The sequence below is a fragment of the Micromonospora sp. WMMD975 genome (genome assembly GCF_029581215.1).
In the GTDB taxonomy this organism is placed as follows: domain Bacteria; phylum Actinomycetota; class Actinomycetes; order Mycobacteriales; family Micromonosporaceae; genus Micromonospora.
Map to the genome: position 1 here is coordinate 1808556 of NZ_CP120739.1, position 15773 is coordinate 1824328.

Below are 15773 nucleotides of genomic sequence, written 5' to 3' on the forward strand. Positions count from 1 at the left end.
CTCAGATCGCGTCGAGCTCGTTGTCGATGAAGTCGAAGATCTCGTCGTCGGTGGCCGAGTCGATTCGCTCGTGCACGGCCGTGGCCAGGTCGCGGTCCGGATCCCCGTCCCCGCGCAGCGCGAACAGCAGGTCCTCGACGCGGCCGACGAGCACCTCTCGCAGTCGCTCGTCCGGCGGCGACTGCCGGACGGCGGCCTCCAGCCGGTCCAGGTCGGCCAGGGCCGGCGGTGGCACGTCCTCCCCGGCCAGCTCGGTCAGCAGCAGCTCGGCGACGGCGGCCGGGGTGGGCCGGTCGAAGGTGAGCGTCGAGGGCAGCCGCAGCCCGACCGCGGTGCCGAGCCGGTTGCGCAGCTCCACGGCGGAGAGCGAGTCGAACCCGGCCTCCTTGAACGACCGGTCGCCGTCGACCGCGCCCGCGCCGGTGTGCCCGAGGACCGTCGCCGCCTCGGTGCGGACCAGGTCCAGCAGGACGCCGTGCCGTTCAGCCAGGGACAGCCCGGCCAGCCGGCGCGCCCAGGCCGCCGCCGGTGACTCGTCGGCCGCGGTGGGTTCGGCCGCCCGCCGGGCGGCCGGGCGGACGATGCCCCGCAGGATCGGCGGCACCGAGTCGGGGCGGACCCGCAACGCGGACACGTCCAACCGGGTGGGCACCACCATCGGCAGGCTCGTCTCCCGGGCCGCGTCGAACAGCGCCAGCCCGTCCTCCTCGGTGAGCGCGGTGATGCCGTTGCGGGCCATCCGCAGCAGGTCGGCCTCGTCCAGCCGGTCGGCCATGCCCCGGCCGGCCCAGAGGCCCCAGGCCAGCGACGTGGCGGGCAGCCCGACCGCCTGGCGGTGGGTGGCGAGCGCGTCCAGGAACGCGTTCGCGGCGGCATAGTTGGCCTGCCCGGCGTTGCCGAACGTGCCGACCACCGAGGAGAAGAGCACGAACTCGGCCAGGTCGGCGTCGCGGGTCAGCTCGTGCAGCAGCCAGGCCGCGTCCGCCTTGGGACGCAACGTGGCCGTGACGGCATCGGCGTCCAGCCGCTCGACGGTGGCGTCCGCGACCACCCCGGCGGCGTGGATCACGGCGGTCAGCGGGTGCGCCGCCGGCACGGCGGCCAGCAACGCCCGGACCGCGGCCGGCTCGGCGAGGTCGACGGCGGCCACCGACACCTCCGCGCCGAGCCCGGTCAGCTCGGTGACCAGCTCACCGGCGCCGTCCGCGGCGCCGCCACGGCGGCTGGCCAGCAGCAGCCGCCGGGTCCCGTGCCGGGCCACCAGGTGCCGGGCCACGAGCGCGCCCACGCCCCCGGTCCCGCCGGTGACGAGGACGGTGCCGTCCGGGTCGAGCGGCCGGGGCACGGTCAGCACCAGCTTGCCGACGTGCCGGGCCTGGGCCAGGAAACGGAACGCCTCGGGCGCCTGCCGGACGTCCCAGCCGGTCGCCGGCAGCGGACGGAGGGTGCCGTCGGCGAACAGCGGCATCAGCCCGTCCAGCATCGCCCCGATCCGCTCCGGGGGCAGGGCCAGCAGATCGAAGGCGCGGTAGGCGACGCCGGGATGCGCGGCGGCCACCGCCTCCGGATCGCGGATGTCGGTCTTGCCCAACTCGACGAACCGTCCGCCGCGCGGCAGCAGGCGCAGCGAGGCGTCGACGAACTCGTGGGCCAGGCAGTCGAGGACCACGTCGACTCCGGCGCCGTCGGTGGCGGCGAGGATCCGGTCGGCGAAGTCGAGGCTGCGTGAGGAGGCGATCGTGGACTCCGGGAGCCCCAGCTCGCGCAGCGTCTCCCACTTGCCGGGGCTGGCGGTGCCGTACACGTCGGCGCCGAGGTGCCGGGCCAGTTGCACCGCGGCCATGCCGACGCCGCCGGCCGCCGCGTGCACCAGCACCCGCTCGCCCCGGCGCAGGGCGGCCAGTTCGACGAGCCCGTACCAGGCGGTCAGGAACACCACCGGTACGGTGGCCGCCTCCGCGTACGTCCAGCCGGCCGGCATCGGCGCGAGGGTGTGCTCGTCGGTGACCGCGATCGGCGCGAACGCGCCGGTGAGCAGCCCCAGCACCCGGTCACCGGGCACGAACCGGGTGACGCCCGGCCCGGTGTCGAGCACCACGCCGGCGCCTTCCAGCCCCAGCACCGTGTGCTCGGGAATCATGCCCAGGGCGAGCGCCACGTCCCGGAAGTTCAGCCCGGCCGCCCGCACCGCGATCCGCACCTCGCCGGCCCGCAGCGGCCGGTCCGCGTCCGGGTTGGGGACCAGGGTCAGGCCCTCAAGCGAGCCGCGTTCGTGCACGTCCACCCGCCAGCCGCGGTCGGCGGTGGCGGCGGCGAGCGCGGTCTGCGGCGTCACCCGGGCCAGCCGGGGCACGAGCACCGCTCCCTCCCGGACCGCCACCTGCGGTTCGTCGCTGCTCACCGCCGGGACCAGCATGCGGTACGACTCCGGCCGCCCGTCGACGTCCAGGAGGGTGAACCGGCCGGGGTGCTCGACCTGGGCGGCGCGGATGAGCCCCCAGATCGGCGCGGTCCCGAGGTCCGGGGACGTGTCGGCGCCCTCCACGGACACCGCGTTGCGGGTGAGGACGACAAGCCGCGACCCGTCGAAGGCGTGGTTGTCCAGCCAGCCCTGCAACAGGGCCAGGGTCTCGGCGGTGTGCCGGTGCGCGCCCTGGACCGGGTCCTCGCCGGGCACGTGCGGCGGACTGGCGCACAGCACCACCGTGGACAGCGGGCTGCCGGTGCGTACCGCCGCGGCGAGCGTGCCCAGGTCCCGGTAGTCGCGGACGGCCACGCCGCTGTCGGCGAGCGCGCCGAACAGTTCGGCGTCGTCGCCGAGGACGGCCCACGGCGCGTCGGGGGCGCCGGGTGCGGCCGGGCCGGCGGGCAGCCAGCCGAGCCGGTAGAGGCCGTCCCGGTCCTCCGGCGCCTCGGTGAGCCGGTGGCGGGGGACCGGACGCAGCGCGAGGGACTCGACGTCGAAGACCGGCTGGCCGCCGTGGTCGGTGGCGGCCAGCGCGTACGCGTGCGTCCCGGCCGGGGTCAGCCGGACCCGCAGGGCGGTCGCGCCGCCGGCGTGCCAGTGCAGTCCGGTCACGGCGAACGGCAGCAGCAGTTCCCCGCCACCGTCCGGGTCGGCGTCCGCGCCGGCGGTGGCCAGGACGGCGTGCAGCGCCGCGTCGAACAGCGCCGGGTGCACCGGGAAACGTCCGGCGGCGGCCCGTTCCGATTCCGGCAGCCGCACCTCGGCGAAGAGGGCGTCGCCGTGCCGCCACATCGCGGTCAGCCCTCGGAAGGCCGGTCCGTAGTGGTAGCCGCGGGCGTCCAACGCGGGATAGAGGTCGTTCAGGCCGACCGGGGTGGCGCCGGTGGGCGGCCACGGGGCGCCGGTCGGGTTGGCGGGCGTGGTGACTCCGGCAGCGGCCAGTAGCGCGCCGCTGGCGTGCCGTACCCACGGCCCGTCGCCGACGCGCGCCCGGATGGTCAACGCCCGGCGTCCGTCGCTGTCCGCGGGTGCCACGTGCACCTGGAGGCCGACGAAGCCCGGCGCCGGCAGTCGCAGCGGCGCGTGCAGGGTGAGTTCGTCGACGTGACCGCCGCCGGCCTGGTCGACGGCGTGCAGAGCGAGGTCGGCGAACGCGGTGGCGGGCAGCAGGACGGCGTCATGGATGGCGTGGTCGGCGAGCCACGGGTGGGTTTCCAGGGACACCCGTCCGGTGAGCAGTTGACCCCCGTCGGGCAGGTCGGCGGAGGCGACCAGGATCGGGTGTTCGCTGCCGGCGAGGCCGAGGCCGACCGGGTCGGTGGTTTCCGGCTGGTTCAGCCAGTAGCCCCGGTGCTGGAACGGGTAGGTCGGCAGGTCGGTGTGTCGTCCGGCGGGTGTGGTGGTGGTCCAGGTGGTGTCGTGGCCCGCCGCGTGCAGCACCGCGTGGGCGTGCTGGCCGAGGTGGGCGGCGGTGATGGTGGCGTTGTGGTTTTCGGGGAGGCAGGCGTGGGTGAGGGCGCTGAGGGTGTTGTCGGGTCCGAGTTCGAGGTAGGTGGTGACGCCAGCGGCGTCGAGGGTGGTGATCATGTCGCGGTAGCGGACGGCGTCGCGGATGTGTCGGGTCCAGTAGGCGGCGTCGAAGGCTGGGGCGATGTCGCCGGTGCGGTTGGAGATGACCGGGATGGTGGCCGGATGGTAGGTGACGGTCGCGGCGATGGCCTGGAACTCGTCCAGGATCGGGTCCATGTGAGGGGAGTGGAAGGCGTGTGAGGTGGTCAGCTTCTTGGTGCGTCGTCCCTGCCCGGCCCAGTGCACGGCGATCGCGGTGACGGCCTCGGTGTCGCCGGAGATGACGGTGCTGGTGGGGGAGTTCAGTCCGGCGATGGAGACCTTCTCCGGGTCGAGCATCGGCGTCAGCTCGTCCTCGGTGGCCTCGATCGCGATCATCGCGCCGCCTGAGGTGGCGGCTTGCATGAGTCGTCCCCGGGCGGTGACGAGGAGCGCGGCGTCGGGCAGGCTCAACACTCCGGCGAGGTGCGCGGCGGACAGTTCGCCGATCGAGTGTCCGGTGAGGTAGTCCGGCGTGATCCCCCAACTCGTGACCAAAGCGTGCAGGGCCACGTGCGTCGCGAACAGGGCGGGTTGGGTGTAGCGGGTTTCGTGGACGGCGTCGACCATCGCTTCACGCAGTGGCCGGTCGAGGTGTTTGTCGAGTTCGGCGCAGACCGCGTCGAAGGTTTCGAGGAAGACGGGTTCGTCGCGGTGGGCCATCTCGGGGTGTTGGCTGCCTTGCCCGGTGCACAGGAAGGCGATCTTCCCCGTCGGGCGGGCGATGCCGCGCACGAGGGAGGGGTGGGGGTTGTCGGTGGCGAGGGCGGTGAGCGCTTCGTGGTGGTTGTCGAGGATGACGGCGCGGTGGGTGTGCTGGGCGCGGCGGGCCAGGGTGTGGGCGACGTCCGCGTCCGCCTTGCCGTCGACGTGGGTCCGTAGTCGTGCGGCGGACTCGCGCAGCGCGTCGGCCGTGCGGCCGGAGAGCAGCCACGGCGCCGGCGTACCGGTGGGCTCCGGTTCCGGTCCGGCGGCGGTCGGTGGCTCTTCGATGATGAGGTGGGCGTTGGTGCCGCTGATGCCGAACGACGACACGCCGGCGCGGCGGGGGTGGCCGTTCGGGGTCCAGGGTTGGGGGTGGGTGAGGAGGGTGACGTTTCCGGCCGACCAGTCGATGTGCGGGGATGGCTGGTCGACGTGCAGGGTTTGCGGCAGTTCGCCGTGGCGCATGGCGAGGATCATTTTGATGACGCCGGCGGTGCCGGCGGCGGCCTGGGTGTGGCCGATGTTGGACTTGATGGAGCCGAGCCAGAGGGGCTGGTCGTCGGGTCGGTCCTGTCCGTAGGTGGCGAGGAGGGCTTGGGCTTCGATGGGGTCGCCGAGGGTGGTGCCGGTGCCGTGCGCTTCGACGGCGTCCACGTCGGCGGGGGTGAGGCGGGCGTTGGCGAGGGCCTGGCGGATGACACGTTGCTGCGACGGGCCGTTCGGGGCGGTCAGGCCGTTACTCGCCCCGTCCTGGTTCACCGCCGACCCACGGATCACCGCGAGGACCGGATGGTTGTTGCGCCGGGCGTCGGAGAGCCGCTCCAACACCAGCATGGCCGCGCCCTCGGCCCAGGCGGTCCCGTCGGCGGTGGCGGAGAACGACTTGCACCGCCCGTCCGGGGCGAGGCCGCGCTGCCGGCTGAACTCGATGAACATGCCCGGCCCGGCCATCACGGTCGCCCCGCCGGCCAACGCCAGGTCGCACTCGCCGCCGCGCAACGCCTGACCGGCCAGGTGCATGGCCACGAGCGACGACGAACACGCGGTGTCGACGGTGACCGCCGGACCTTCCAGACCGAACGTGTAGGCGATCCGGCCCGACGCGACGCTGCCCGAGCTGCCGGTCAGCAGATAGCCGCCGAGCTGCTCCGGCGCCTCGTGCAGCGGCGGCCCGTAACCGGAGGCCATGCAACCGGCGAACACACCGGTACGGCTGCCCCGCACCGACGCCGGATCGATGCCGGCCCGTTCCAGCGCCTCCCACGACGTCTCCAGCAACAGCCGCTGCTGCGGGTCGATGGCGAGCGCCTCCCGCGGGCTGATCCCGAAGAACTCCGCGTCGAAGTGGTCCGCGTCGTAGAGGAAACCGCCCTCCCGGACGTACGTCTTGCCGTGCGCCCCCGGGTCCGGGTCGTGGATGTCGCCCCAGCCGCGACCGGTCGGGAAGGCGCCGATCGCCTCCGCGCCGGTCGAGACGAGGCCCCAGAGCGCCTCCGGTGACGCCGCGCCGCCCGGGAACCGGCAGGCCATGCCCACGACGACGATCGGGTCGGCGTCGTCGGCGGCGCGTGTCGCCGGGGCACCCGTCGGGGCGTCGCTCTCGCCGAGCGCCCGCGCCCGCAGGTGGCGGACCACCGCCGCCGGGGTCGGATGGTCGAAGAGCAGGCTGCTGGGCAGCCGCAGCCCGGTGATCCGGGCCAGCCGGTTGCGCAGCTCCACCGCGGCGGCCGACTCGAACCCGAGGTCCTTGAACGCGCGACCGAGGTCGACCTCGTCCGGCGCGGAGTGGCCGAGCACGAGGGCCACCGTGCGCCGGACCAGCTCGCGCAACCGGCGGTCCCGGTCGGCCGGCGGCAGCGCCCGGATCCGGTCCGCCCACCCGTCGGCCACCGGCTCCGGCGAGTCGTCCGCGAGCACCGGCTCCGGCGAGCCGGTCGAAGGCACCGGGACGGTCGCGACCGGCGCCGAGGGCCAGTAGTCGCGGCGCTGGAACGCGTACGTCGGCAGCGGCACCCGAGTCCCCGGGCGGTCGGCGAAGAACGCCCGCCAGTCGACGTCGGCCCCGCGGGTGTACGCCTGCGCCAGCGCGTCCAGGATCCGCTGCCAGGCGCCGTGGTCGCGGCGCAGCGAGCCCACCACCAGCGGCTCGGCGTCGTCGCCGTCCTCGCCGGCCAGCCCGGCGACGGTCTCCTGCACGCCGGCGAGCAGGACCGGGTGCGGGCTGCACTCCACGAACACCCGGTGCCCGGCGGCGGCGAGCGCGCGGACCGCCGGTTCCAACCGGACCGGCCGGCGCAGGTTCTCGTACCAGTAGTCCGCGTCGAGGCCGGCCGTGTCGAGGACGCCGCCGGTCACCGTCGAGTAGAACGCGACGGGCGACGACACGGGTGTCACCCCGGCGAGGTCGCGTAGCAGTTGCGCGCGGACCGGCTCGACGTGCGGCGAGTGCGAGGCGTAGTCGACGGGCACCCGGCGGGCCCGGATCTCCTCGGCCTGGGCGCTCTCCACCAGGGCGTCCACCGCCGCGCTGTCGCCGGCGACGACGGTGGCCGACGGGCCGTTCTCGGCGGCGATGGTGAGGCGGTCACCCCACGGCGCGATCCGGGACGTGACCTCGGCCGGGGACAGCGGGATCGACGCCATGCCGCCGGTGCCGGCGATCGTGGCCAGGGCGCGGGCGCGCAGCGCCACCACCTTCGCCGCGTCGGCGAGGGAGAGCGCTCCGGCGATGTGCGCGGCGGCGATCTCGCCCTGCGAGTGGCCGACGACGGCGGCGGGTCGTACCCCGAACGACTCCCAGAGCCGGGCCAGCGAGACCATCATCGCGAACAGCGTGGGCTGGACCACGTCGACCCGGGTCAGCGGCGGCGCGTCCGGCTCTCCGCGCAGCACGTCCACGAGTCGCCAGTCCACGTGCGGCGCCAGGGCGGCGGCGCACGCGGCGATCTGCTCGCGGAACACCGCGGAGGTGTCGAGCAGCTCGCGGGCCATCAGCGGCCACTGCGAGCCCTGCCCGGGGAAGACGAAGGTGACCTCGCCCGGTGCGGCGACGCCCTGCACCAGGCCCTCGGCGTCCTCGCCGGCCGCCAGCGCGTCCAGCCGTGCGGTGAGGCCGGGCAGATCCTCGGCGATCAGGACCGCGCGGTGGGTGAACGCGCCGCGCGAGGTGACGAGCGCCCGGCCGACGTCGCCGGGGGCGAGGTCCGGGTGCCGGTCGGCCCAGGCGCGCAGCCGGCCGGCCTGGGCCCGCAGGGCGGCGCCGGACTGCCCGGAGACGACCCACGGCGTCAGGGCGGTGGCGACGCGGGGCGTCAGGGCGGTGGCGACGCGCGGCTCGGCGGCCTCGGCGGGGGCCGGTGCGGTGCGGGGCGGTTCGGCGACCACCAGGTGGCAGTTGGTGCCGCCCATGCCGAAGGCGCTCACGCCGGCGACCAGCCGCCGCTCCGGGTGCGGCCACGGGCCGTGCGTGGTCCGCACGGCCAGGCCGGCCTCGTCGAGCCGGACGTCCGGGTTGGCGGTGCGGAAGTGCAGGTTCGGGGGCAGCTCCCGGTGACGGATGCTCAGCGCCACCTTGAGCAGGCCGGTGATGCCGGCGGCGCCCTCCAGGTGGCCGACGTTCGTCTTCGCCGAGCCGACCACGAGCGGGTCGCCCGCCGGCCGGGCGGCGCCGAGCGCGTCGCCGAGGGCGCCGGCTTCGATCGGGTCGCCGACCCGGGTGCCGGTGCCGTGCAGTTCCACGTACTGCACGTCGGTGGCGGCGAGCCCGGAGCGGGCGACGGCGTCGGCGATGACGTCGGCCTGGGCGTGCCGGCTGGGCACGGTCAGCCCGTCGGTGCCGCCGTCGTTGTTCGTCGCCCCGCCGAGCAGCACGCAGACGATGTGATCTCCGTCGGCCACCGCGGCAGCGAGCGGTTTCAGCACGACGACGGCGCCGCCCTCGCCGCGGACGAACCCGTTGGCCCGGGCGTCGAAGGTGTGGCATCGCCCGTCGGGGGAGAGCCCGCCGAACGCCGCGGCCCGCAGCGTGCTCTCCGGCGTCAGGATCAGGTTGACGCCGCCGGCCAGCGCCGTCGTGGACTCGCCGCGCCGCAGGCTGGCCGCGGCCAGTTGCACCGCGACGAGCGACGAGGCCTGGGCGGCGTCGACGGTCAGGCTGGGACCGAGCAGGCCGAGCGTGTAGGAGACCCGGTTCGCGATGATCGCCCGGTTCACACCGGTCATGGTGTAGGGGGAGGCGTCCGGCGCGGCGGTGAGCGTCGCGTAGTCGTCCCAGGTGGCGCCCATGAACACCCCGGTGGCGCTGTCGCGCAGGTCGCCGGGGACGATCCCGGCGTCCTCCAGCGCCTCCCAGGCCAGCTCCAGCGTCAACCGCTGCTGCGGGTCCATCGCGAGCGCCTCACGTGGCCCGACGCCGAAGAAGCCCGCGTCGAAGCCGCCGACCCCGCTCAGGTAGCCGCCCCGCCGCGCGCCGGGCTCCGCGGTGGCGAGCCGTTCGGCGGGCCAGCGGTCGGTGGGCGCGTCGGTCACGGCGTCGCCGCCGGTGGCCAGCAGCCGCCAGAACGCGTCCGGGTCGGGGGCCTGCGGCAGGCGGCAGGCCATGCCGATCACCGCGATCGGTTCGTCGGTCGGCTGCCTGTCCGCATCGGTCATCGTGTCGGCCCCTCCCGTTGCACGCCGGCCGACGCGACGTCTCGCGCCGGCTTCTCAGCCTCGGCTCCGGGGCTTGACCGGCCCTTGCCGCGGCCTAAAGCCATGCCAGACCAAGATCAAAATCCAGACCCGGGGGGTACGCGGAGACGCGCGCGACGGCACCCACCGGGTACCGCCCCGCGCGTGGTGTCGGGGTCCGGGCGGCCGGCTCAGGCCACGCTGACCTGGCTGCCGTCGGGGGAGCGTGTTCCGTCCCCGGCGGGGTCGTCGATGAGCCCGGTCGGCAGGTCGGTGCGCCGGCTCACCTGGAGCTTCCGGTAGACCCGGGTCAGGTGCTGCTCGACGGTGCTGACCGTGACGTAGAGCTTGGTGGCGATCGCCCGGTTCGTGTGCCCGACGGCGGCGAGCGCGGCCACCCGTCGCTCGGCGTCGGTCAGCCCGTCGACCGCGATCGCCGCGGCGAGGTGCGGGCAGGAGCCGCCGAGCGCGCCCGGCTCGGCGGGCTCGTCCGGATCGTCCGGGCCGAGGACCCCGCGGAGCCGGTCCAGCAACGGTTCGGCGCCGCTGCGCCGGGCCAGTCGGCGGGCCGTCTGCCAGGCCGCCCGCGCGGCGTCGGCATCACCGGCCCGGTGCAGGGCGTCACCCAGATCGGCGGTGGCACACGCGGTGGACAGCTCGTCGTCGCTGGCCCGCAGCAGACTCACCGCCTCCTGGAGCAGGGCGAGCCGCTCAGCCGGATCACTGGCCAGGGCCAGCACCCAGAGCGCGGACCCGCGCTCGCGGTCGTTGTGCTGCGGCAGCCGGCTGAGCTGGTCGCGGGCCAGCTCCCGGGCCTGCTGGGTGCGGCCGAGGGCGAGGTGCGCCCGGGCCAGTTCGGTGCGCCAGGGCACGAGCTCCGGCAGGTCGAGCTCCCAGGCGATCATCATCCGGCCGCAGGCCTGGAAGTCGATGAGCGCCGCCCGTACGCAGTTGGTTCGCAGGTAGTAGGTGCCGCGCGCGTGCAGGTACTTGAGGCCGAACGGGGTGTCGAACATGGCCGCCGGGACCGGGATGGACAGCCACTCCTCGGCCGCGTCGTAGGCGCCGGAGATGGTGGTGGCCAGCACCATGTTGGACAGCGGCGCGCCGACGGCCACGCCCCAGCCCTTCGCCGGGATCAGGTCGAGGCCGCGCCGGGCGTGCTCCTCGGTCGCCGCCAGGTCGCCGCGGCCCAGGGTGCCCTCGGCGAGGATCGCGGAGACCAGCGCCTGTGTGGTCGGCGTCCGGCGGTCGGCCGCCCGGTGCAGCACCGGGTAGTGCGACGAACCGGTGGCGCCGATCCGGTCGGTGAAGATCGTCGCCAGCAGCGCGATCGAGATCGGGCCGAGCGCTTCGTGATCCACCCGCGTGTTGTGCACGACCTGCTCGGCGGCGGCCACCGCGTCGCCGTGCGGACTGCGGGCGGCCAGCGCGGTCAGCTCCGCCGCCGCGTGCAACGGTCGGCACGGCGGTGGCACCAGGCCACGGGCGGCGAGGTTGTCCCAGGGCCCGCGGACCCGGTCCAGATGGTCGGGGAAGAGGTAGGCGAGCAGGAGCAGGGGCACGCTCAGGCTGGCGGCGAACTCCGGTTCCATCGGGTCGTTCGCGGTGAGCAGGGTGATCACCTCCACCGCGTCGTCGATGTGCGCGTGCCAGAGCAGGTACGCCACCAGTGCGACCGCGTGCCGGCGTACGAGCACGCCGGCACGCACGGCCGCGACCAGCTCGGGCAGCCGGCGGGCGGCGTCGGCGGGGTTGGTCTGCCACTCGATCCGGGTCAGCGCCGAGGTGGCCTCGGCGCGCTGGCGCTCGTCGACGCCCGCCGTGCAGGCCGAGTCCAGGAAGCTGATCGCGTCCTCGACCCGCCCGTCGGCCAGGGCCTGGTCCGCGGCCTCGTGCAGGGTCGGCGCCACCCAGGCCCCGTCGACCCGGTCGGCGTCGACGAGATGGCGGGCCACCACGGTGGCGGGCTCGCCGGCCGCGTGGCTGACGCTCGCCAGCCGCCGGTGCAGGTCCGTCCGCTCGTCGGGCAGCATGCCGGCGAGCACGGCGGTGCGGATCCGCGGATCCCGGAAGGTGCCGTCGGAGAGCAGGCCGACCCGGCGCAGCGTCAACAGCGCGCACCGGACCATCTCCTCGTTGATGCTCAGCAGCCGGGCCAGCACCGCGGGCTCGGTCGGCACGCCGGCCACGGCCAGCGCGCGGGCGACCGGCAGGGCGGGTGGCTCGCTGCGGTAGAGGCAGGTGCGTACGGCCTCGAGGAACGTCTCCCCGACGACCGTGCGGGTGCCGTCCGCGCCGTGGTCGATGCGCCGCAGCGAGTCGCCCACGAGCGCGGTGGCCAACCTCGGGTTGCCGCCGGTGATGGCGTGGTACTGCGCGGTCAGGCCGCGGTCGGCCGGCTGCGGGAGCCGGTCCAGCACCTGACCGATGCCCTGCCGGCTCAGTGGGCGCAGGGACAGCGAGACCGGGGCGGAGCTGTGCAGCAGTTCCGCGTACTGCATCGGATGGGCCGGCGCCAACTGCGGGATCACCGCCAGGACCACGAGCATCCGGGCGTTGCGGACCCGGCGCATCAGGTAGGACAGGCACTCCAGGGACGACGGGTCGGCATGGTGCACGTCGTCGACGTAGACCACGAGGGGCTGGTCGGCGGCCCGGCGCAGCAGGGCCATGCAGAGCGAGTGCAGGATCCGGGCCGACGGCTGCACATGGATCTGCTCGGTCGAGGAGCTGTCCCAGCGCCCGGACATGGCTTCGTCGAGGAGTCCCGCGATCGGCGAGTCGTGCCCGGTCACCAGCCCGGCGCCGTGCGCCAACTGCCCGATCACGCCCAGCGGCAGCGACTGCTCGGTCCGCGACGCCACCGCGGCGACCACCTCGGCGCCGGCCTCGGCGGCGAGGTGGGCGAGCCGGTTCAGCAGGACGGTCTTGCCGCTGCCGGAGGCGCCGCTGAGCACGATCGCCTGTCCCCGCCCCTCAAGGGCGGCGGACAGCAGGTCCTGCAGTATCTGTAAGTGCTCATCCCGCTCGATCAGCTCCCCCGTCGACTGGTTCATGGCTGCCTCCCCGTAGCCATACCGCCGAGTGTCGCGCTCGCGTCAATATATGCATCGGCTCATATTGATGGCAACGGGGAGGCGACATTCCCGGCGTCGGGAAACGCCCCTTTCCCGCAGATGCCGCATGTCATTTTGGCGACAGCGTCTTTGTTACCGGGCGGTCATCTATTCTCACCCGGGGTGGCGCGGGGGTAGATCCGGCCGCATCGCCCAGAGCGGAGCAAACCGATGGAGTCGGTTGCATCACCCCAGATATGATAAGCGTGCTAAATGGCTACATAGCGGCTCTTGGTCGGAGCGGCGATCGGAAATGTGGGGATTCGCTATTCCGGAATGGTTGCGGCGCGGAAATTCTCCGGTGGCCGACGATCGAATTCGAGCGAAATCACGGTGGCGAACCAGGCCCCGGCCATTGCCGTCTCCGGTGGAGGTGTGATCGTGTCCGGCCACGTCCGGGTCGCCCGGATCGCCGAGTGGCCGCCACGGGCGGCGCCCCGCCCACGGCGCCATCCGGCACCCATTCTGTCCCTTTCCCGGCACGTTTTCCGTCCGCCCCCGCAGGAAGTGGAAGAGTGGCTGGCCGTTTCGACCACAAAAGGCGTCGATGCGATTACTCTGTTTCGGCCGCAAAACCGCAGTTCAGGGCCGTGGCTCCCGAGGTGGCGGGGTGGACCGTCCACGCCGGGGCGTCATTCCCGGCCGATGGCGTCGATCGGTGCGAGGCGCATCGTGAACCGGGTGGCCATCGCGATTGCGCCCCAGGAAAGCGCGATCGTCAGCGCCACGATTGCGGCGAGTCCGCCGACCGGGACCCCGCGGTCCTTGCCTACCCCGCCGCCGCGGGTGGGGCAGGCGGCCGGTCATCCGGCTCCCGGCCGGCGGCGTCGACGATCTCCACGGGCGTGCCGAGCTGGACGGTGCGGGAGACGGTGCAGAGCCGGTCGTGCGACTGCCGCAGCGACCGGGGGAGCGCCTCGCGCGCCCGGTCACCGTCCGGTCCCTCCGGGAAGGTCACGGTGAACTCCACCCGGAGGTTCCGCATCCGGTTGCCGCCCGCCTCGTCCCGGATCTTGTCGCCGGTGACCTCGACGGAGAAGTGGGTCGGCTCGGCGCGACGGCTGGTGATGTGGTCGACGTCCACGGCGGTGCAACCGCCGAGCGCGGCCAGCAGCAGTTCCACCGGGGTGAAGCTGTCGTCCTGGCCCGAGCCCATGGAGATCGATCCGCCGCGGGCGTTGCGTGCCGTGTAGCTGGCCAGGCCGGTGCGCTCGATCTCCACCGAGCGGAAGCTGTCGTCACTCATGACAGCGAACCTACGAGGCCGCCCGGCCGTCACCCACCGGACGGGCCGGGTCGGCGTCGCCGGCCCCGGTCCGCCCGGTCGATCGGCTATCCTGGCCCGAGTCGCCCAGGACAGGAGCAGACCGTGGCAGGTGACGACGACATCTCCGGGTGAGAGCCCCGGAGCGGTGACCGACGGAGCGCGACCCGCGCCGTCGCGTCGCCCATGTCGTCCTGCCTTGCCCACGCCGGGCAGCGCCTCCGCGCCCGGATCACCTGTCTTCCGAGGTTCCCATGTCCGACAGTCATGTCGTCAGCTCCGCCCTGTCCTTCGCCTGGCCGGACGACACCCCGGTCTTCGAGGACCTGTCGTTCTCCGTGCCCGACGGGCGCACCGGCCTGGTCGCGCCGAACGGCGCCGGCAAGTCCACGCTGCTTCGGCTGATCGCCGGTGAGCTCCGCCCCACCGGCGGCAGCGTCACCGTCGACGGTGTGCTGGGCTACCTGCCGCAGCACCTGCCGTACGCTTCGCGGCAGACCGTGGCCGAGGTGCTCGGCGTCGACCGCGTCGTCGCCGCGCTGCACGCCATCGAGGCCGGCGACGCCGCCGAGGAGCACTTCACCACCGTCGGCGACGACTGGGACGTGGAGGAGCGGACCCGCGCCGAGCTCGACCGCCTCGGGCTCGCCGACGTCGCGTTGGACCGGCGGCTCGGCACCCTCAGCGGCGGCCAGGTGGTCACTCTCGGGCTCGCCGCCCAACTGCTCAAACGGCCCGACGTGCTGCTGCTGGACGAGCCGACGAACAACCTCGACCGCGAGGCGCGGGATCGTCTGACCGCCGTGCTCCGTTCCTGGACCGGGTGCCTGCTCGTGGTCAGTCACGACCGGGCCCTGCTGGACGAGATGGACCGCATCGCCGTCCTGGAACACGGCGAGATCCGCTGGTACGGCGGCAACCACACCGAGTACGAGCAGGCGGCGCAGGCCGAACGGGAGGTCGCCGAGCGGCAGGTGCGGCAGGCCGAGCAGGACGTGAAGCGGCAGAAGCGCGAGCTTCAGCAGGCCCGTGAGCGGGCGGCACGGCGTGCCTCCACGGCCTCGCGCAACCTGGCCGACGCGGGGTTGGCCCGGATCGTCGCCGGCGGCCTCAAGCGCGACGCGCAGGTGTCGGCCGCCAAGGCCGCCGACGTGCACACCTCCCGCGTCCGCGACGCCCAGGCCCGGCTGGACCAGGCCAGCGGCGCCGCGCGGCGGGACGACCACATCGCCCTGGACCTGCCCGACACGACGGTGCCCGCCGGCCGCACCGTCTTCCACGGCGAGGGCATGCAGGCCGGGTACGACGGCCGGCCGGTCTTCCACCGCGACGGCGTCGACCTGGACATCCGGGGTCCGGAACGGATCGCCCTCGTCGGTGGCAACGGCGCGGGAAAATCCACGCTGCTCCGGCTGATCGCCGGTGACCAGGAACCGGTCGCCGGCACCGTCACACGCGCGCAGGGGCGGGTGGCGTACCTGTCGCAGCGCCTCGACCTGCTCGACCCGGACCGCACGGTCGCCGAGAACCTCGCCGCCTTCGCGTCGGCGCGGCCCGAGGCGGAGCGGTTGAACCTGCTGGCCCGCTTCCTGTTCCGGGGCGCCCGCGTCCACCTGCCGGTCGGCGTGCTCTCCGGCGGCGAACTGCTGCGCGCCACGCTCGCCTGCGTCCTGTTCGCCTCGCCCGCGCCGCAGTTGCTGCTGCTCGACGAGCCCACGAACAACCTGGACCTGGTCAGCGTCGCCCAGTTGGAGAGCGCGCTCCTGTCGTACCGGGGGGCGTTCGTCGTGGTCAGCCACGACGAACGTTTCCTGGCCGAGATCACGGTGGGTCGCTGGCTGCGGCTGGCCGACGGCCGGCTCACCGAGACCGGCGGGCCGCGGTGATCGGCCGGTGGTTCCCGTCCGGCAAGGGGATGGGACAGCCCGCACACCGATGCCTA

4 protein-coding genes are annotated in these 15773 nt (G+C 74.3%); 1 reads left to right on the plus strand and 3 read right to left on the minus strand.

What is annotated here, in order from left to right; all coding sequences use genetic code 11:
* Position 1 precedes the first annotated feature (1 nt).
* The 3 genes from O7613_RS07665 to O7613_RS07675 form a co-directional block, all read right to left on the minus strand.
* Positions 2–9430 (minus strand): type I polyketide synthase, encoded by a 9429-nt coding sequence (locus O7613_RS07665; RefSeq protein ID WP_282292973.1) that lies wholly within the window; start codon positions 9428–9430, stop codon positions 2–4.
* Between the two features lie 209 nt (positions 9431–9639).
* Complete coding sequence (locus O7613_RS07670; protein ID WP_282292974.1) at positions 9640–12507, minus strand: LuxR family transcriptional regulator; 2868 nt, start codon at positions 12505–12507, stop codon at positions 9640–9642.
* Between the two features lie 829 nt (positions 12508–13336).
* The gene (locus O7613_RS07675; RefSeq protein WP_281583457.1) at positions 13337–13813 is read right to left on the minus strand and encodes an OsmC family protein; all 477 of its coding nucleotides are present in this window, start codon (positions 13811–13813) and stop codon (positions 13337–13339) included.
* A 272-nt stretch (positions 13814–14085) separates the two neighbouring features.
* Here O7613_RS07675 and abc-f point away from each other — a divergent pair, with 272 nt between their 5' ends.
* On the plus strand, positions 14086–15717 hold the full coding sequence (gene abc-f, locus O7613_RS07680) for a ribosomal protection-like ABC-F family protein (RefSeq protein ID WP_282292975.1): 1632 nt from the start codon (positions 14086–14088) through the stop codon (positions 15715–15717).
* The last annotated feature ends 56 nt before the right edge of the window (positions 15718–15773 follow it).